We start from the raw sequence: 16405 nt of genomic DNA, 5'->3' as shown, positions 1-16405 counted from the left end.
ACCCGCAGGCTCTGCGGATTCGGTCCACGCTTGGCTGGTCCGTTTCCACCAGCCGCTTCCCCTCGCGCGCCCGCCCCCTGCCCCTCCTGCCCGTTTCCTGCTATCTCCTGTCCCCGCCGTCCCGGCCCAAAGCAAAACCCCACCCGTTCCAGGGAGCAACAACCATGCGATACCTCCACACCATGCTGCGCGTGCGCAATCTCGATGTCGCGCTGAAATTCTATGTTGATGCTTTCGGGTTGAAGGAGGTGCGGCGGATCGAGAACGACAAGGGGCGGTTCACGCTGGTGTTCTTGTGCTCGGCGGACGATCTCGAGGCGCTGAAGACGCAACCGCAGTCGCGCGGCGCGCCGCTGGTCGAGCTCACCTGGAATTGGGACGAGGAGAAGTATGGCGAGGATCGCTTCTTCGGCCATCTCGCCTATGAGGTCGACGACATCTACGCCACCTGCGCGCAGCTGATGAAGGCCGGCGTCACCATCAACCGTCCGCCGCGCGACGGCAACATGGCCTTCGTCCGTTCGCCGGACCTGCATTCGATCGAGCTGCTGCAGAAGGGCGAGCCGAAGCCGCCGCAGGAGCCCTGGGCGTCGATGCCCAACACCGGCCACTGGTAGGTTCGAGACGCTGGAACAAGCCCTCGCCGCCTGCGTTCACTCTCCGACAATGCGATTGGAGGAGAAAATCATGGGACGCGGAATTCTATTGTGGATGCTTGGCGTGCCTATCCCGGTGATCATTCTGTTGTGGCTGTTCTTCGGCCGCTGAGCGACGGGTTCAACTTGCCGGTTTGTTTTGCAACGAAAGCTCCGCCTCGGGCGGAGCTTTTTGCATGAGAGGCGCGCCGCAATCGCGCATCGCTCCGAACGGCGAATTCCGCTATCACCCGCGCAAGCGACAACGCCGCGGGAGACGCTCCATGCCTGACACCAAGCTGACGATCTGGGGCCGCGCCAATTCGGTCAACGTGCAGAAGGTGCTGTGGTGCCTCACTGAGCTCGCTTTGCCCTATGAGCGTATCGACGCCGGCATGAATTACGGCCGGACCCGCGAGGCCGACTATCTCGCGATGAACCCCAATGCGCGGATCCCGACGCTGGCCGAGGGCGACTTCGTGCTGTGGGAGTCCAACTCGATCATGCGCTATCTCTGCCTCGCGCATGGAAGCGGCACGCCGATCTACCCGGAGGCGCCGAAGAGCCGCGCATCGGTCGACCGCTGGCTCGACTGGACGCTGTCGACGGTGCAGCCGGTCGACCGCCCGGTGTTCTGGGGCATCGTGCGCACGGCGCCCGCCGAGCGCGACATGATCCAGGTGCAGCGCGATGCCGATGCCGCCGCCGAGGTCTGGGCGATCGCCGACCGCCTGCTCTCCTCGCGCCGCTTCATCGAGGGCGATGCGTTCACGCTCGCGGACATCGCGCTCGGCTCCTATGCCCGCCGATGGCTCGGCGTCGAGGGCATCACCCGGCCGGCACAGCCGCACCTGACGCGCTGGCTCGCCGAGCTCGGCAAACGGCCCGGATTTGCACAGCATGTCGCACCGCCGATGTCGTGAGCCGGCAGGGCTGCATAAGCCGCGGTGAGAGCACGATGAATCCGCGCTTCGGCGCAATCCTCCGGCGCCAACTCAGCACTTGACGCTACTGTGCATGGGGTTGTTTTCGCGTTTTTGTTTTGGCTCAGCGCCAGCCGCGCTCGACCAGCAGCACGCAGACGATCAGCACCAAGGTCACCACCGCGGTCGCCAGCCGCGCCGTCCAGCTCAGGCCGCGGCCGACCCACCACAGCAGCGCGCAATACATCAGCACGGGAACGATGAGGTCGAGGCGCAGCAGATCCACTGGCATGGGCCTCTAGCGCCTCACGGTGGTGTCGATGCTGATCGAGCCGCCGATCTTCACGCAGGTCCCGGTGCCCTCCACCATGACGAAGCGCGGGCCGTAGGTGGCGCAGGAGCCCGCTCGTGCCTTCCCGGCCGCACCCTTCAGCGGCACGGCCGTGCCTGCCTTCGACTGCTCGGCAGGCGGCAGACGCAGGGCTTCCGCCGCGGCGGCGGACGTGGCGAAGAACGGGATCAGGATGAGGAGCGACACGCGCATGGCGGCCTTCTAGCCCGGACGGGCGCCGCGCGCCATCGGGGCGGCCGCGGCCGCGATCAGATGAACTTGATGCCGGCGGATTTGCCTCGGCGCCAGACCACCTGGCAGCTCCGCCCGGTGCGTGCATCGCGCGCGAAGGCGAGCCGGATCACGCCCGGGAGCTGGCTCGCGTCCTCGTCCAGCGTGATCTTGGCGCCCGAATCCGAGATGTCCTGGACCAGGCAATGCCGCGCGGCGAAGCCACCGTCGAGGGTGATCCAGGCATGCTGCGACAGCAGCTTGCGGGCTGCGCGCTTTTTCGGCGGTGGCATTGGCAAAGATCTCCCGCTCCAGCGCTACTCAGGGAACCCTAAGAAACCGTTGAAATCGCCTCCGGATCACCCCGGCGCCGGCGCTGTCCACCGGGGCCAAAAGACCGTCCCGGACGGCTTGCCGGGAGCCAGAAAGGCCACTATACGTTCGCCCGCTGCAAGCCGCCGGGCTCGACTCGGCCGGCCAGCGGCTGTGCCGGGGATAACGGCAGGGCCCTGCGTTTGCTCCCTTCGTCTATCGGTTAGGACGCCACCCTTTCACGGTGGAGAGAGCGGTTCGATTCCGCTAGGGAGCGCCAGTGCACGCGATGGCGCCGCACTGAGCCGCCACGACCGCCCGGCTGCCAATTTCCGCCGCTCCCGCATGAACCTTCCCGCTGCTCGCCACCGACCAATGTCAGTTGGAACCGGTCCCATGGCACAGCGTATTCCCGAGATTGAAGGTTCGTCCGACACGTCCGCAATGACGCCGCGCCTTCCGCCATGGCTGAGCCAACCCCACCAGCATCCATCGGACCGGCGCGCCAAAATGCTGCAGCACATGGCGCGCGCCAGGTCGCTTGCGCAGCCGCAGCCAGATTCTGCGCCGGCGGCGCTCGTGCCGTCAGGCGAGAGCGCCAAGAACGTGGTCGGCGACCTCATTGGCCACGTTATCCTGTTCGGTATCCTCGCCCTGCTCTTCCAGTCGCGCATTCCGCTCTATCTCGGCGCGTTCGTCGTCCTGACCGACGGCGAGCGCATCGAAAGCGCGCTGGCAACGATCGGTATCCGCCTCGAGCCCGAAACGATCGGCCCCGACATCGCCAAGCGCTCGGCATTCTGGTTCGGCTGGTTCGCGTTGCTCGCCACTTTGAAGGGCTCCGTCCCGGCCTGGCTCGCGCCATGGATGCCTCCAGCTGAGTCGTGGTCTTTCATCGCCGGCATCGCCCTCCTGCTCGCCATCGTCGAAGCCTTCACGGCGCTGGCGATGCGGCGCGCGTTGCCGCCGCTGGGATTGCAGATCAGCTCGAACGGCCTGACATGGACGACGATCCAGTTCGCGATGGCCGTCAGCGCGTTGGCTTTGCTGGTGCTGTTCGGAGCTCTCTAGGCGCCGCGGCGCGTCGTTGCTTCACTGCGCCATCAATGACGATGTTGTGAGCCGGCCTGCAGCATAACGGGTCCTTATGCCGCGCTTTCCGCCGGGCGTGCGAAGCGCGCGTTTACCGGAAATTTACCCCTGCTCCAGTGCGCTGGTATCATTTGCTTAGAATTTGACAGCTACCGTGGAATTACGGAAGCAATCCCGAACATCATTGGCACCTCATGTCCGTCGCAGAGTTCCTCAGGCAGCGTGCAGTGGACGTCACGGTCAGCGGCAGCTACTCGCTGCCCCGCTGGTATGATTGCGAGGGCAAGCTGCGCAGCTTCGCCTGCCGCACCAAGCGCGTCTCACCCTTCCGCATGATCGTGGACGTGCCCGTCGTCGGCAAGGTCGGCGAGCGCCTCACCTCCTACTTCCAGGATTTCGGCGAATTCCAGTGCACGATCAGCGCGACGCTGAAGTCGGGTTTCCTGATGGAGCTCGACATGACGCGGGCGCGGCGCGCCTGGATGTCGGAAAAGCTGACCTGGCTCGAGAGGAAGCAGAAGGACGCCAGCGTCCAGGAGCTGCGGAACGACGCGCGTTTCGTACCTCAGGTCTCGCACACCTTCCTGACGCTCGCCAACGGCAGCAGCCATCCGTGCTTCATCATCGACGTCTCCACGGCTGGCGTCGCAATCTCCTGCGAATACGATCCGCCGCTCGGAACCCCGCTTGCGGTCGGTGCTTGCGTCGGGCGCGTGATCCGCAAGTTCGAGCACGGGTTTGCGGTCAAATTCGCCGAAAAGCAGTCACGGGATGACCTCGTCCGTCTGATCGTCCGCACGCCCTTGCTGCAGTCGGCCTGAAGCCGGCCCGATCAATCTTAACTCTTTCTTAACTAAATACTGGCGATGGCGACCCCTGCGCGGTAGGGTGTGGCCCGGTGCGTCCGCAATCACTGCGGGCCTCGAGTATTGGAAGCCCCGGAATGTCCATCGCCGACGCCGAGTTCGCCCCGGCAGAGATCGCGCCGAACGCGCCCGTCGCACCGAAGCCGCAGCTTCCACCCGGCGTGGTCACCGAAGGGCCGCTGGTCGAGGCCAAGTTGCGCGAGAGCTATCTCCTGCTCGGCATCCTCTATGTCGGCGCGGTTGCCGGCATCATCTGGGCCGTGACGCAAGGCGTCGGCAAGGTCGAGCTGTTCACGTTCGCCTGGATGTTCGCGCTGACGACGTTCGGCATCGGTGCCGGCATGCATCGCCTGTTCGTGCATCGCAGCTTCCGTACCGGCCCGATCATGCGTGTCTTCTTCTGCGCCATCGCCCAGATGGCTGTGCAGGGCTCGATCGCCAAATGGGTCGCCAACCACCGCCGCCACCATCTCTACGCCGATGACGTCGGCGATCCCCACAGCCCGCAATTCGACGGCTTCGGCAATCGCTATGTCAGCGCGCTCAAGGGCTTCCTGCATGCCCAGGGCAGCTGGGTATTCGACCAGGCCACCACCGACAACGAGTACTATGCCAAGGATATCCTCGCCGATCCGATCGCGATGTTCTTCGTGCGCACGCGCTGGGTCTGGTACGGGATGTCGGCCGTCTTCATCCCCGGCGTGATCGGCTACACGTTCGGCGGCGTGCACGCCATGATCGGCTGCGTGCTGTTCTCCGGCCTGCTTCGCGTCTATCTGCTGATCCTCACCAGCCAGCTCACCGGCTCGGTCTGCCACGCCTATGGCTATCGCCGCTTCGAGGTCGACGACGCCTCGACCAACGAGTTCGTGACCACGATCCTCACCTTCGGCGAGGGTCTGCACAACAACCATCACCGCTTCCCGCGGGACGCCTACATCTCGCACGCCTGGTGGGAGATCGATCTCAACGGCCTGATCATCCTGGGCCTGGAAAAGATCGGTCTCGTCCACGACGTCTTCCACGCCTCGCACCGTCAGCTGGAGCGGGCGGCCGAAGCAGAGGCGGCCTCGACGGCGCGCTGAATCGGCGGGCAGCGGCCACCGCCGGGCCGTCTTGCCCCCGCATCGCCGCCCTATCGCGGCCCCATTGCGGGATCAGCTTTTGATCGTCCGTGCCTCCAGGCCGGGCGTCATTTGCAGACTTGCGATCGGGGGACCGAATGGCAGTCGACAAAGTTACAGTGGACAAGATCACCTGGGACAGGGTCGGCCGGGTCACTGAGCCCGGACGCTACATGTACACATTCGGCTGGCTCACCATCACCGCCGGCGATCTGGAGATCTGGAAGCTCTACCCGCAGGCCGCGTTCACGCTGCTGGCGCAACCGGGCGAAGCCGACACATCCCTCGGCGAGGAATTCCATCTCGGCGCCTTCGACGTTGCTCCCGGGGCGCCGCCGCTCACCACACACTGAAAGCGGAAAGCGCCGGCCGTTGCGGGAACGCATGGCATGGGCGTTGCTTTATCATCGCCATGATACACATCCCCGCTGTCGACCAGGCCTTCCTGCTGGTGCTCATCGTCTTCTGCCTCGGCACCTGCCTCGTCCGCGCCTTCTGGGAACTGGAGCAGGCGCGGACGCGCCGGCTTGCCTCGCCGCCCCGCAAGGGCCCGGCGAAGCGCGGCTAGCTGGCCTACCCCGCGCACGCCTGCGTCGTGAATCGAAGAAACCTGCGCACTTCCTTGATCTGGCTTGCCAATCGCGTTCCAACCGCGGTCGGGCCGTCATTGCTGTGGATGACGAACAGGTGCTGTCATGCAATTGATTACGCGTGTATTTTACATCGCCACGAGCCGTGGCGGATGAACGGAAGCTATCGCACTCATTAAGCGAGCCGACAGCAAGCGCATGACACATGGTCGCATCGGTGAATGTAGATAAGCGGATCAAGGGAACCTATTTTCGGCGCCGATGTACCTGATTGAAGCATTGCCCACCGTCATCGGAACGGCCGCCATCGCCCCGGCGCTGCTGATGCTGTGGCTTGTCATCGCCGCCGAAGAGCGCCCTGGCCCGCCGGCCCAGGTCTGGACTGCGTTCCTGTTGGGGGCGGCCAGCATCTCGCTGCTGGGCCTCGCCCGCGCCCCCTTCGCCAAGATGGTCGCGGCGCCCGACGACCCCTGGGCGGCGCTGGCCATGCATTCGATCTTCGGCGTCGCGCTGCCTGAGGAAGCCGTCAAGGTGATCGCCATCGTGGTAATTTCCTCGACCAAGCGGCGGACCTTTGCCAATCCGATGGACACCGTGGTCTATGGCGCCGCGGTCGGCCTCGGCTTCGCCGCTTACGAGAACCTCGCCTATCTGGTCCAGCACGCCGAGATGTGGCGCTCGCTGGCCGCCTTGCGCAGCGTGCTGACCGTGCCATTCCACGGCGCGCTCGGCATCATCGCGGGCGCCTACCTGACGATCGCGCGCGCCGGCACGGCGCTGGGCGCGAACCGGCACCATCGCGACTGGGCCCGCCTCTCCAGCCGCCTCCTGATGCTGGCCGGCCCGCTTGCGCTGCATTCGGCCTTCGACTTTCCACTGCTGACCCTGCAAAGAATGCCCGACCTCGATCCGACGCTGCGGATGTGGCTGGGCGCCTCCAGCCTCTTGATCGGCTTCAGCTCGATCGCCTTCGCCATCCGTCTGGTCCGGCGCGTCGCCCGCCACCACGCTCCCCGGACCGATGTCGCGCGGGAGCGGCTCAGCCAGCTCCGGCGGATGTGGGCGCTGCTGCTCGCCGGCGGCGGCGTCGGCTTTCTCGGGCTCGCCTTCGTGCTGACCTCGATCCATCACTGGCTTATCAACCCCGAGCGCAATCTGACGCTGGCCCTGATCCCGATCGGTTTCGTCTCGATCCTGCTCGGCCTGGCGCTTCTGATTGTCACAACGGCGATCTATGTTCTCGGCCGCAACCGCATCCGCACCAGCGCGGAGGGTTTTTCCTCGGCGCCCGGCGGCGGGTGAGCCGCGGGATGGCGAGCGCGCTGCGCGCATACTAGAACGATCTGGAGCCTGCCGATGACGTCACCTGAGGATTTTTCGCGGCTGCAATCCATGATGAGCCAGACGGTCAAGGCACACTGGAAGGCCTTTCTGTTCGAGGGCATCCTGCTCGCAATTCTCGGCGTCGCGGCGCTGATCCTGCCGCCGCTCGCAAGCCTTGCAATCGCGATCTTCCTCGGCTGGATGTTCCTGATCAGCGGTATCGGCGGGCTGATCGTGACCTATTGGGCGCGCAGCACGCCGGGCTTCTGGTGGTCGCTGATCTCGGCTGCGCTCGCCGTGCTTGCCGGCATGCTGCTGCTGGCCCGCCCGATGCAGGCCGTGCTGACGCTGACCATCGTGGTCGGCGCCTACTTCCTGGCCGAGGGCGTCGCCACCATCATGTACGCACTGGAGCACCGCCGCGAACTCAGCGGCCGCTGGTCATGGCTGCTGGTCTCGGGCCTCGTCGACATTGCGATCTCCTTCATGGTGATCACGGGACTGCCGAGCTCGGCGGAATGGGCCATCGGCGTCCTCGTCGGTATCAACCTCCTGTTCGGCGGCGCCAGCCTGATCGGCCTGGCGCTGGCGGCGCGCAACAGCAACACCTGACCCGCCTCGTCACCTGCCGCGCCGATTGGGGGGTGACAATCCGCCGATGGCGCGCTATATGCCCTCCATGATCACCGTCGCCACCAGCTATTTTTGGTACTTTAGCTACGACAGCTCGCTGGCGGCAGGAGGATCGCGCTCAATCTGAAAATTGCAGCAAACGTCCGAACAAGCCGCCAGACCTGGCGGCTTTTTTATTGGCCGGCAGGTTCGAAACAAACAGGAGCCCGCCGTGCTGAGCACGACCGACGATCTTCGTATCCGCGAATTGAAAGAGCTGAGCACGCCGGATGAGGTGATGCGCGAAGTCCCGCGGACGCTCACCGCGACGCGCGTGGTGATGGCTGCGCGTAACGCCATCCACGCAATCCTCAATGGCCAGGACGACCGCCTGCTGGTCGTGGTCGGCCCCTGCTCGGTGCATGACCCCAAGGCCGCGCTCGAATATGCCGAGCGGCTCGCGAGCTTGCGCGAGGAACTCGCCGACCAGCTCGAAATCGTAATGCGGGTCTATTTCGAGAAGCCGCGCACCACCGTCGGTTGGAAGGGCCTGATCAACGATCCCGATCTGGACGGCAGCTTCGACATCAACAAGGGCCTGCGGTTGGCGCGCAACGTGCTGTCGGCCGTGAACAATCTCGGCCTGCCCGCCGGCACGGAATTCCTCGACATGACGACGCCGCAATACATCGCCGACCTCGTGTCCTGGGCCGCGATCGGCGCACGCACGACCGAGAGCCAGATCCATCGCGAGCTGGCCTCGGGCCTGTCCTGCCCGGTCGGCTTCAAGAACGGCACCGATGGCAATGTGCGGATCGCAGCGGACGCCGTGAAGTCGGCCTCGCATCCGCATCACTTCATGGCGGTGACGAAGCTCGGCCGCTCGGCGATCGCCTCGACCGCGGGCAACGAGGACTGCCACATCATCCTGCGTGGCGGCAGCAAGCCGAACTATGATGCGGCAAGCGTCGCGGCCGCCTGCAACGAGCTGACCAAATCCGGTGTCGCGCCGCTGGTGATGATCGATGCCAGCCACGCCAATTCGAGCAAAAAGCCCGAGAACCAGCCGCAGGTGGCGGCCGACATCGCCGGCCAGATCTCAGGCGGCGAAGGCCGCATCATGGGCGTGATGATCGAGAGCAATCTCGTTGCCGGCCGCCAGGACGTCGTGCCGGGCAAGCCGCTCACCTACGGCCAGAGCATCACCGACGGCTGCATCGATTGGCCGACTACGGCGACCGCGCTCGAGCAGCTCGCCGACGCGGTGGAAATCCGCCGCAACGTCCGGCGCGCCGGACTGCAGGAGCGCTCGGCCTAGCTCATGGCGAACGCGCGTTCGCTCTCCTCACCTCTCCCCAACGGGAGAGGTGAAAGGATCAGCAGCCGCGGCAGATGCTCTTGATCTTCCGATCGAGCTCCGCGTCTTCCTTGTTCGCGGGGGTGTTCGGATTGCTCAAATTCTTCTCGCTCGGCACGTCAGCCGCGCGCGGCTGGCGGTGACCGACCGGTGCCGGCAACACCGATCCAGAGGCTCCGCCGCTACCGCCGGACGTCGACCCCTTGGAACCGCCGGTCTGTGCTGCCGCCGCGCCGCCGAGCAAGACCACGAGCGATGCTGCCACCATGATCTTCTTCATTCTTGCTTCTCCATTCTCGAACCGGCGCGCTCTCCATCACCGCTCAGGTCTCGGGCGGATAGAGATGAACGTCGCCGCAATAGTCCACGATACGATAGCGCGTTTCGGCTCCCGCATCACCCGCATGGGGTGCGGTATTTTGCGGCGCCAAGACGTAGCTCGGCCCCACCGGGGATTTGCCGGCGCCGCCGGGAATGTCGATGACATAGTCCGGCTGACAAAGCCCTGACACCCGCCCGCGCAACTGCCGCATCAAATCCTGTCCTTCGGCAAGGGTCGTGCGAAGATGCGCGGTGCCCGGCGCGAGGTCGCCGTGATGCAGATAGTAGGGCTTGATCCGGCATTCGACGAAAGCTCGCATCAAATCCGACAGAGCGGCGATGTTGTCATTGACCCCGCGCAACAGCACCGACTGGCTCACCAGGGGAATTCCGGAATCGACGAGCCGCGCGCAGGCGGCGCGCACCGGTCCCGTCAGTTCGCGCGCGTGGTTGGCATGCAGCGCCACCCAGGTGGTCGCGCCCTCGACCTTGAGCGCCGCAACCAACTCGTCGCTGATGCGCGCGGGATCGGCCACGGGCACGCGGGTGTGAAGGCGGATGATCTTGACGTGATCGATTGCCGCGAGTTCGGCCATGATCTCGCCCATCCGGCGCGGCGACAGCATCAGGGGATCGCCGCCGGTCAGGATCACTTCCCAGATCTCGTGATGCGAACGGATGTAATCGATCGCCGCGCGATAGGCAGTGTCCGACAGCGCGCTCTCCTTGCCGGGGCCCACCATCTCGCGGCGGAAGCAGAAGCGGCAATAGACTGCGCAGACGTGAACGAGCTTGAACAGGACGCGATCGGGATAGCGATGCACGATCCCTGATACCGGCGAGTGCGGATGATCGCCGATCGGATCGGCGTCCTCGCCCGGCTGCATCTCCAGCTCCGCGGCGCTCGGAACGAATTGCCGTGCGATGGGATCGTCGGGGGCGGACGTGTCGATCAGTTCGACCAGCGCTGGCGTGATCGCCACCGCATAGCGCGCGGCAACGCGTTCGAGCGCCGGCAGCGCTGCTGCGGGCGCCAGACCTTCGGCGACGAGCTCAGCCGGATCGCGCAGGGTGCGTGCAAGGGTCGTTTTCGTCATGTCTCACTAGACGCTTCATTTGCAGGTGGCGTCCAAACCACCTGATCGATCCGCGATGCACCGCTTGCCAGCATCACCAGCCGGTCGAGGCCGAGGGCGACGCCGCTCGCCTCCGGCATTGCGGCGACCGCAGCCAAAAAGTCCTCGTCGAGCGGATAGGCTTCGCCGTAGCGGCGCTGCTTTTCCGTCATCGATTCCGTGAAGCGCTTTCGCTGCTCCCAGGCATCGGTCAGTTCCCCAAAGCCGTTGGCGAGCTCGACGCCGCAGGCGTAGACCTCGAAGCGCTCGGCAACCCTGGGATCGTCAGTCTTCACTCGTGCCAGCGCCGCCTCTGGAGATGGGTATTCGAACAAAATGGTCAAACGCCCCTGCCCCAGACGCGGCTCGACGTGCTCGACCAGCACCTTGCTGAAGATGTCGGACCAGGTGTCGTCCTCGGCCACACGGACCTTGCCACCGGCCGCCTCGGCGAGCGCGGCACGGTTACCCTCGCCGTCCCTGATTGTCGACAGCAGGTCGATGCCCGCGAAGCGTTCGAAGGCGCCCGCCACCGTCAGGAGTTCCGGCTCGGCGAAGGGATCGGCGGTCCGCCCCCGGAACGAGAAGCTGCCGATGCCGGTCGCCTGCGCCGCACGGGCGATGACGACGACGCAATCGGCCATGATGGCGTCATAGGAGGCGCCTGCCCGATACCATTCCAGCATGGTGAATTCGGGCAGATGAAGGTCGCCACGCTCGCGGTCCCGGAACACCCGGGCGAGCTCGAAAATCCGCGTCTCGCCCGCCGCCAGCAGCTTCTTGCAGGCGAATTCGGGCGAAGTGCGCAGATACCGGAGGGCTCGGCTGCCGTCCGGCCGCATGATCTCGGTCCGGGGGGCGTGCAGATGGGTCTCATTGCCCGGGGAGACCTGAAGAACGGAGGTTTCGACCTCCACGAACCCCTGCTCGGCGAAAAAGCCCCGTAGGGACCCGGTAATGGCCCCCCTGGCCTGGAGGAACGGCCGACGGTCGAGGTGCCGCCCGGGCGACCAGAACGGTGAGATGGGCTTGTCCCCAGCCATTACCCAACCGCCCCAGACCCGAGCAAAACGCTGGCATCTAATGGCAAAATCAGTATGTTGCGGCCCGAAACGGGCGCCGAGGTCCGATTTGAGGCCCCAAGTCCCCCATCGATTTGACCACGTCCTGGCCGGTGCCGGGCCAAGCAAGCAGGAAATATAGCTTTGAGAGTCATCGCCAGTTCTATTCGCAAAGGCAACGTGATCGAGCAAGACGGCAAGCTCTATGTCGTCGTCAGCGCCGAAAACATCCACCCCGGCAAGGGTACCCCGGTCAGCCAGATCGAAATGCGCCGAATCTCGGACGGGGTAAAGATCTCCGAGCGCTACAAGACCACCGACCAGGTCGAAAAGGCCACCATTGAAGAGCGCAACTACACGTTCCTGTATGAAGATGGCGACGGCTTCCACTTCATGAACCCCGAGACCTACGACCAGGTCCAGGTCTCCAAGGACGTCGTCGGCGACGCGGCCTCGTATCTTCAACCCGACATGACCGTCAAGCTGTCGACCCACGATGTCAACGTGGTCTCGCTCGCGCTGCCGCAGCGCGTGACGCTGGAGGTGGTCGAAACCGAGCCGGTGACCAAGGGCCAGACCGCCTCGTCTTCCTACAAGCCGGCGGTGCTTTCCAACGGCGTGCGCACCACCGTGCCGCCGCACATCGCGGTCGGTACCCGCATCGTGGTCATGACCGAGGACGGCTCCTACTCCGAACGCGCCAAGGACTGACGGGGAACAGAGCGATCGCAGGTGCCGCCGGGGGGCGAGACAGTGGTTGGGAAGGGTTTCCGCTTCGTCTCGCTTCTTTTGGCGTCGCTTTCGCTCCTCATTGCCGCTCCGCTCGCTGCGGATGAATTCCGCAGCCCCTCGCTCACGGCCCTGCGCGTCGACTGGCGCGCAGCGCTCGACCAACTCCGCACCGAGATCAACAGCCGCCCCCGCGTCGCGGACGATTTCATCTTCGCACCTCGCCGTTCGGTGCCGCGCTACGATCCGCGCGCGATGCCCGCCCTGGTGCAGCTCAACGCGGTTTCCTCACGATTCTTCACCGGCATCACCCGCAGTCCCGTGCCGGTGCTGCTGCCGTTCGACGCCGCCGCTTACCTCGAGGCGCAACGCAGCGGCGCGACGGCGACGCTCGCGCTGTCGCGCTATCAGGCGGACTTCAATCCCGTCGACATGTTCGATGCCGGCCCCGCCGGCTACAGCGCGACTTTCTCGCTCGAGCCCGGCGCCGGCGACGGCATGCCGGGCCGGGTGTTCACAAGGCCGGTCGAAGTGCAGATCACGGGCTCGGCGCTCGTCTACGACATCGCCGATCCCGCCGGCGGCAAGGGCGAGCAGATCAAACCGCTCGCAGCACTCTACCCGGACCTGCGCAGGTTCATCCGGGAAGGCTATGTACGCTACGCTTTCACCCGTTTCGGCGTCGCCTATGTGGTGTCGATCCAGTGCCTCGACAGCGTCGCCAAGCCGCGGCGGCTGGCCTGCAAGGAAGCCTATCCGGTCGCCGAGCGCTTCCTGAGGGCCCTGCGCGTCGCGGGCGGCCAGCGCATGCGGCCATTGACGGACATTGCCTCCAACATCCTCGATCGCCCGACGGGCCGTTCGGCGGATTTCAGCTACCGGCCGAGCGGCGATATCATCCCGAACACCGGCTACCGCAAGCAGGGCGGCCATCCCGACGCAATGGCCTATGCACAAATCCGCTTTCCGCTCGAAAAGGCGCCCGCCTTCGTCCGCTCGCAATCCTATGCCAAGCGGGACAAGACGGAGAGCGCGACCGTCTATCCCTGGCGCGACAATTTCTGCGAGTCCCGCAGTTTCGAGGTCTGGCAATGCGCGGGCGGTTACGGCCATCAGGGCGAGGACATCCGCGCCGCCGACTGCCCGCCGCACGGCGAAGGCCGCGAGCCCTGCGATCCCAAGCAGCGCGGTGTCGTCGCCGTGCGCGACGCCATCGTGATCCGCGCGTCCAAGGACCAGGCCGCGACGCTTCAAGTCAACAGCCGCACCGAGCACATCCGTTTCCGCTACATGCACATGAATCCGCACGCAATGAACGCCGATGGCGTGCTCAATGGCCGCATCGTCACCGAAGGCGAGAAGATCGGTGTGATCTCGAATTATCTCGATCATCCCGCCGGCACCTCGATGCATCTGCATTTCGACGTGCAGGTGTTCACACGCGACGGCTGGATCTGGGTCAGCCCCTACGTCACCCTGGTCTCCGCCTACGAACGACTGATCCGCGCCCGCGGCCGGGAGGTCGGCCCGGAGATCGCGGTCACGTCGCAGCCGGTCGCCCATGCGCTGCCGGACGACGTGATCAAGCCGGATCTGCGCGAGGGATCGAGCGGCGAGGAGAATTGAGGGCTTGCTCGCTCCAATGAAGGGCGGTGCAAGAGCTTGTTGTCGCGCGCACCGCCGGCTCAAACAAAAACAGGGATCGGGGTGATGAGTGTCGGACTGATCGGTCTTCTCGACGATATCGCGGCGATTGCAAAGGTGGCAGCGGCCTCGCTCGACGATGTAGCGAGCCAGGCTGCCAAAGCGGGCGCAAAGGCGGCTGGCGTGGTCATCGACGACGCTGCCGTCACGCCGAACTACGTCATCGGTTTTGCCTCGAAGCGCGAACTGCCGATCGTCGGCAAGATTGCGGTCGGATCGCTGCGCAACAAATTGCTGATTCTGCTTCCCGCTGCCCTGCTGCTTGGTTATTTCCTTCCCACCGCGGTGACGCCGCTGCTCATGCTGGGCGGAGCCTTTCTCTGCTACGAGGGTACCGAGAAGGTGCTCGAAGCCGTGATGCCGCATCATGCGCACCACCACGAAGCCCAGCTCGAGCCGATCGCGCTGAATGCCCGGTCGGTCGAGGACGAGAAGGTCGCGAGCGCCATCAAGACGGATTTCATCCTGTCGGCGGAAATCATGGCGATCACGCTGGCGGCCCTTCCGGCGGGCAGCATCTGGATGCAGGCGCTGGTGCTGGCGCTGGTCGGCTTCGGTATCACGGTCGGGGTCTACGGCGTGGTGGCCCTGATCGTGAAGGCGGACGATGCCGGGTTGGCCCTTGCGCGCTATGACGGCGCCTCAGTCATTGGCGCCGCGATCCGCTCGCTTGGACGCGCGCTGGTCCGCGGTATGCCCACCTTCCTGGCGGTGCTGAGCACCATCGGCACTGCCGCCATGATCTGGGTTGGCGGCGGCATCATCCTGCACGGCATCGAAAAATACGGCCCGCCGGTGGTCGGCCGCACGGTCCATGCCGCAACCGAGGCGGCCGCGCACGCCCTTCCATCCGTTGCCGGCATCATCGAATGGTCGGTCGAGGCAGCCATCTCAGGCGTGCTTGGACTACTTGTCGGCGCCGTTGCGATTCCGGCAGTCCAATACGGTCTCTCGCCGGCATGGAAACGGCTGAGGCGATCGCAGGACCGCGCCTCCTAGCCGCCATCCGGGCGACGGGTGCGGGCTACTCCAAGAACGTCGTGAGCTGCGCGCCCTCGTCCGCAACGAACACCGCGATCAATTCCGCGGGCTCCGTCGCGCTGGCGTTGGCCGAGACCAGGTGCGTCGAGCCCGGCGGTTCGAAGAAGGACTGGCCGACGCCAAACGTCGCGACAGGACCGCCGCCGAGCTGGGAGCGGATCTCGCCCTTGGTGATGTAGGCCGTCACGGATCCAGCGTGACGATGCGGCCGTGAAAACCCGCCCGGACCATAGGTCACCCGCACGATGGTGACGCGCTTGCCCGGCACGTTCGGCAATGCGTAGGAGCCGATCGGTTCGACCTTGTCGAGCGGCGAGCTCTCCGCCGCCGTGGCGCAGAGCGGCGCCAGCGCGCCGGAGACGGCATCCATCGTCACCGGCAGCGCTTTGCCGATCGCCAGCGCACAGGCCAGCCCTGCAACGACGGCGAGCGCCGTCGAACGCGACGGCGCCGGACGCTGTACGGCAGATAAACTCATTGCTGTCATCATAACCTCCCTTCGTGCCGATCAGGATGCCGCAGCATTCGCGGCCACCGGCCGCGGCGCCGGCGTCCAGCGAAACGCAGCCCCAAAGCGATTCCAGACATTGATCGAGGCGACCGCCGAGGTCAGGTACATCAGCTCGGTCTCGGAGAACTCCCGGGCAGCTTCGGCATAGACGTCCTCGCTGACGCCGTCGGGCAGGACAGTCAGCGCCTCGGCCCAGGCCAGCGCGGCGCGCTCACGCGGCGAAAAGATCGGCGCCTCGCGCCAGACTGCGACCAAATGGAGCTTGTCGACGGGAACGCCGATCCGTTCCGACAGCAGGACATGATGCTGCACGCAGAAGGCGCAGCCATTGATCTGCGAGGCGCGCAGCTTGACGAGCTCGATGAGCTGCTTGTCGAGGCCGGCTTTGGCCGCAAGCTGACCCAGCGCCAGCACCAGATCATAGACGTCAGGAGCGATCTTCTTGAAATCCTCGTATTCGCTACGGGCATGTGACATTGCCGTTCACCTCGTCTTATTGTATGAAGGCTTACATCTTATAAGAGCTC

General features: G+C 65.3%; 21 protein-coding genes and 1 tRNA gene. 14 read left to right on the top strand and 8 right to left on the bottom strand.

Going from position 1 to position 16405, the window contains the following annotated elements; translation table 11 throughout:
• Positions 1 to 164: 164 nt before the first annotated feature.
• On the top strand, positions 165 to 617 hold the full coding sequence (locus XH81_RS37560) for a VOC family protein (RefSeq protein ID WP_028144760.1): 453 nt from the start codon (positions 165 to 167) through the stop codon (positions 615 to 617).
• A gap of 302 nt (positions 618 to 919) precedes the next feature.
• Positions 920 to 1558, top strand: a complete 639-nt coding sequence (locus tag XH81_RS37555; protein ID WP_028144761.1) for a glutathione S-transferase family protein — start codon at positions 920 to 922, stop codon at positions 1556 to 1558.
• A 124-nt stretch (positions 1559 to 1682) separates the two neighbouring features.
• Here the strand turns inward: XH81_RS37555 and XH81_RS37550 are convergent, their stop codons facing one another.
• From XH81_RS37550 to XH81_RS37540, 3 genes are read right to left on the bottom strand one after another with little or no spacing between them, the layout of a single operon-like run.
• Positions 1683 to 1850 (bottom strand): hypothetical protein, encoded by a 168-nt coding sequence (locus XH81_RS37550; RefSeq protein WP_085967565.1) that lies wholly within the window; start codon positions 1848 to 1850, stop codon positions 1683 to 1685.
• Positions 1851 to 1856: 6 nt separating this feature from the next.
• The gene (locus tag XH81_RS37545; protein WP_028144762.1) at positions 1857 to 2102 is read right to left on the bottom strand and encodes a hypothetical protein; all 246 of its coding nucleotides are present in this window, start codon (positions 2100 to 2102) and stop codon (positions 1857 to 1859) included.
• A gap of 56 nt (positions 2103 to 2158) precedes the next feature.
• Positions 2159 to 2413: a PilZ domain-containing protein gene (locus XH81_RS37540; protein ID WP_018323099.1), complete on the bottom strand. Its 255-nt coding sequence runs from the start codon at positions 2411 to 2413 to the stop codon at positions 2159 to 2161.
• Positions 2414 to 2637: 224 nt separating this feature from the next.
• Here XH81_RS37540 and XH81_RS37535 point away from each other — a divergent pair.
• The 9 genes from XH81_RS37535 (at position 2638) to XH81_RS37495 (ending at position 9357) form a co-directional block, all read left to right on the top strand.
• Positions 2638 to 2712 (top strand) — tRNA-Glu (locus XH81_RS37535).
• A 116-nt stretch (positions 2713 to 2828) separates the two neighbouring features.
• Positions 2829 to 3503 carry a hypothetical protein gene (locus XH81_RS37530; RefSeq protein ID WP_028144763.1) on the top strand — a complete coding sequence of 225 codons (675 nt, stop codon included), beginning with the start codon at positions 2829 to 2831 and terminating at the stop codon, positions 3501 to 3503.
• A gap of 215 nt (positions 3504 to 3718) precedes the next feature.
• Positions 3719 to 4345: a pilus assembly protein PilZ gene (locus XH81_RS37525; protein ID WP_028144764.1), complete on the top strand. Its 627-nt coding sequence runs from the start codon at positions 3719 to 3721 to the stop codon at positions 4343 to 4345.
• A 122-nt stretch (positions 4346 to 4467) separates the two neighbouring features.
• Positions 4468 to 5475, top strand: coding sequence for an acyl-CoA desaturase (locus XH81_RS37520; protein ID WP_028144765.1), 1008 nt, complete (start codon positions 4468 to 4470; stop codon positions 5473 to 5475).
• Between the two features lie 137 nt (positions 5476 to 5612).
• The gene (locus XH81_RS37515; protein WP_028144766.1) at positions 5613 to 5867 is read left to right on the top strand and encodes a hypothetical protein; all 255 of its coding nucleotides are present in this window, start codon (positions 5613 to 5615) and stop codon (positions 5865 to 5867) included.
• Between the two features lie 59 nt (positions 5868 to 5926).
• Positions 5927 to 6082 (top strand): hypothetical protein, encoded by a 156-nt coding sequence (locus XH81_RS37510; protein ID WP_162832228.1) that lies wholly within the window; start codon positions 5927 to 5929, stop codon positions 6080 to 6082.
• A 283-nt stretch (positions 6083 to 6365) separates the two neighbouring features.
• Complete coding sequence (locus XH81_RS37505; RefSeq protein WP_028144767.1) at positions 6366 to 7406, top strand: PrsW family glutamic-type intramembrane protease; 1041 nt, start codon at positions 6366 to 6368, stop codon at positions 7404 to 7406.
• A 54-nt stretch (positions 7407 to 7460) separates the two neighbouring features.
• Entirely contained in the window at positions 7461 to 8039 is a 579-nt protein-coding gene (locus XH81_RS37500; RefSeq protein ID WP_028144768.1) for an HdeD family acid-resistance protein, read from the top strand.
• 232 nt (positions 8040 to 8271) lie between these two features.
• On the top strand, positions 8272 to 9357 hold the full coding sequence (locus XH81_RS37495) for a 3-deoxy-7-phosphoheptulonate synthase (protein ID WP_028144769.1): 1086 nt from the start codon (positions 8272 to 8274) through the stop codon (positions 9355 to 9357).
• Positions 9358 to 9415: 58 nt separating this feature from the next.
• Here XH81_RS37495 and XH81_RS37490 read toward each other — a convergent pair whose 3' ends face one another.
• Genes XH81_RS37490 through epmA form a run of 3 tightly spaced genes read right to left on the bottom strand, consistent with a single transcriptional unit; the run spans position 9416 to position 11875 of the window.
• Complete coding sequence (locus tag XH81_RS37490; protein WP_028144770.1) at positions 9416 to 9676, bottom strand: hypothetical protein; 261 nt, start codon at positions 9674 to 9676, stop codon at positions 9416 to 9418.
• 43 nt (positions 9677 to 9719) lie between these two features.
• A complete protein-coding gene (locus XH81_RS37485) occupies positions 9720 to 10814 on the bottom strand; it encodes a lysine-2,3-aminomutase-like protein (protein WP_028144771.1) in 1095 nt (364 codons plus the stop codon).
• Positions 10811 to 11875: an EF-P lysine aminoacylase EpmA gene (gene epmA / locus XH81_RS37480; RefSeq protein ID WP_028144772.1), complete on the bottom strand. Its 1065-nt coding sequence runs from the start codon at positions 11873 to 11875 to the stop codon at positions 10811 to 10813. Before epmA ends, XH81_RS37485 begins: the two co-directional genes overlap by 4 nt.
• Before the next feature lie 162 nt (positions 11876 to 12037).
• On the opposite strand from epmA, the gene efp reads away from it, so the two are divergent.
• The 3 genes from efp (at position 12038) to XH81_RS37465 (ending at position 15325) form a co-directional block, all read left to right on the top strand.
• Positions 12038 to 12604: an elongation factor P gene (gene efp / locus XH81_RS37475; protein WP_018323088.1), complete on the top strand. Its 567-nt coding sequence runs from the start codon at positions 12038 to 12040 to the stop codon at positions 12602 to 12604.
• Positions 12605 to 12625: 21 nt separating this feature from the next.
• Complete coding sequence (locus XH81_RS37470; RefSeq protein ID WP_028144773.1) at positions 12626 to 14248, top strand: peptidoglycan DD-metalloendopeptidase family protein; 1623 nt, start codon at positions 12626 to 12628, stop codon at positions 14246 to 14248.
• Positions 14249 to 14332: 84 nt separating this feature from the next.
• Entirely contained in the window at positions 14333 to 15325 is a 993-nt protein-coding gene (locus XH81_RS37465; RefSeq protein ID WP_028144774.1) for a DUF808 domain-containing protein, read from the top strand.
• A gap of 25 nt (positions 15326 to 15350) precedes the next feature.
• Here XH81_RS37465 and XH81_RS37460 read toward each other — a convergent pair whose 3' ends face one another.
• Together XH81_RS37460 and XH81_RS37455 are read right to left on the bottom strand one after the other, a co-directional pair.
• On the bottom strand, positions 15351 to 15854 hold the full coding sequence (locus XH81_RS37460; RefSeq protein WP_028144775.1) for a cupin domain-containing protein: 504 nt from the start codon (positions 15852 to 15854) through the stop codon (positions 15351 to 15353).
• 21 nt (positions 15855 to 15875) lie between these two features.
• The gene (locus XH81_RS37455) at positions 15876 to 16355 is read right to left on the bottom strand and encodes a carboxymuconolactone decarboxylase family protein (RefSeq protein ID WP_028144776.1); all 480 of its coding nucleotides are present in this window, start codon (positions 16353 to 16355) and stop codon (positions 15876 to 15878) included.
• Between the last annotated feature and the right edge of the window lie 50 nt (positions 16356 to 16405).

The sequence above is a fragment of the Bradyrhizobium sp. CCBAU 25360 genome (assembly GCF_028128695.1).
Classification (GTDB): Bacteria; Pseudomonadota; Alphaproteobacteria; order Rhizobiales; family Xanthobacteraceae; genus Bradyrhizobium; species Bradyrhizobium ottawaense.
Note: the sequence above shows the minus strand (reverse complement) of the source record. Positions and strands in the feature narration are given on the sequence as shown.

Excerpts from the sequence above, each read along its gene's own strand:
- XH81_RS37520 (WP_028144765.1), top strand. The coding sequence starts at position 4,468 with ATGTCCATCGCCGACGCCGAGTTCGCCCCGGCAGAGATCGCGCCGAAC.
- XH81_RS37530 (WP_028144763.1), top strand. The coding sequence starts at position 2,829 with ATGGCACAGCGTATTCCCGAGATTGAAGGTTCGTCCGACACGTCCGCA.
- XH81_RS37490 (WP_028144770.1), bottom strand. The coding sequence starts at position 9,676 with ATGAAGAAGATCATGGTGGCAGCATCGCTCGTGGTCTTGCTCGGCGGC.
- XH81_RS37455 (WP_028144776.1), bottom strand. The coding sequence starts at position 16,355 with ATGTCACATGCCCGTAGCGAATACGAGGATTTCAAGAAGATCGCTCCT.
- XH81_RS37460 (WP_028144775.1), bottom strand. The coding sequence starts at position 15,854 with ATGACAGCAATGAGTTTATCTGCCGTACAGCGTCCGGCGCCGTCGCGT.
- XH81_RS37540 (WP_018323099.1), bottom strand. The coding sequence starts at position 2,413 with ATGCCACCGCCGAAAAAGCGCGCAGCCCGCAAGCTGCTGTCGCAGCAT.
- XH81_RS37545 (WP_028144762.1), bottom strand. The coding sequence starts at position 2,102 with ATGCGCGTGTCGCTCCTCATCCTGATCCCGTTCTTCGCCACGTCCGCC.
- XH81_RS37515 (WP_028144766.1), top strand. The coding sequence starts at position 5,613 with ATGGCAGTCGACAAAGTTACAGTGGACAAGATCACCTGGGACAGGGTC.
- XH81_RS37525 (WP_028144764.1), top strand. The coding sequence starts at position 3,719 with ATGTCCGTCGCAGAGTTCCTCAGGCAGCGTGCAGTGGACGTCACGGTC.
- XH81_RS37555 (WP_028144761.1), top strand. The coding sequence starts at position 920 with ATGCCTGACACCAAGCTGACGATCTGGGGCCGCGCCAATTCGGTCAAC.
- XH81_RS37510 (WP_162832228.1), top strand. The coding sequence starts at position 5,927 with ATGATACACATCCCCGCTGTCGACCAGGCCTTCCTGCTGGTGCTCATC.
- XH81_RS37485 (WP_028144771.1), bottom strand. The coding sequence starts at position 10,814 with ATGACGAAAACGACCCTTGCACGCACCCTGCGCGATCCGGCTGAGCTC.
- XH81_RS37465 (WP_028144774.1), top strand. The coding sequence starts at position 14,333 with ATGAGTGTCGGACTGATCGGTCTTCTCGACGATATCGCGGCGATTGCA.
- XH81_RS37500 (WP_028144768.1), top strand. The coding sequence starts at position 7,461 with ATGACGTCACCTGAGGATTTTTCGCGGCTGCAATCCATGATGAGCCAG.
- XH81_RS37505 (WP_028144767.1), top strand. The coding sequence starts at position 6,366 with ATGTACCTGATTGAAGCATTGCCCACCGTCATCGGAACGGCCGCCATC.
- XH81_RS37560 (WP_028144760.1), top strand. The coding sequence starts at position 165 with ATGCGATACCTCCACACCATGCTGCGCGTGCGCAATCTCGATGTCGCG.
- epmA (WP_028144772.1), bottom strand. The coding sequence starts at position 11,875 with ATGGCTGGGGACAAGCCCATCTCACCGTTCTGGTCGCCCGGGCGGCAC.
- XH81_RS37550 (WP_085967565.1), bottom strand. The coding sequence starts at position 1,850 with ATGCCAGTGGATCTGCTGCGCCTCGACCTCATCGTTCCCGTGCTGATG.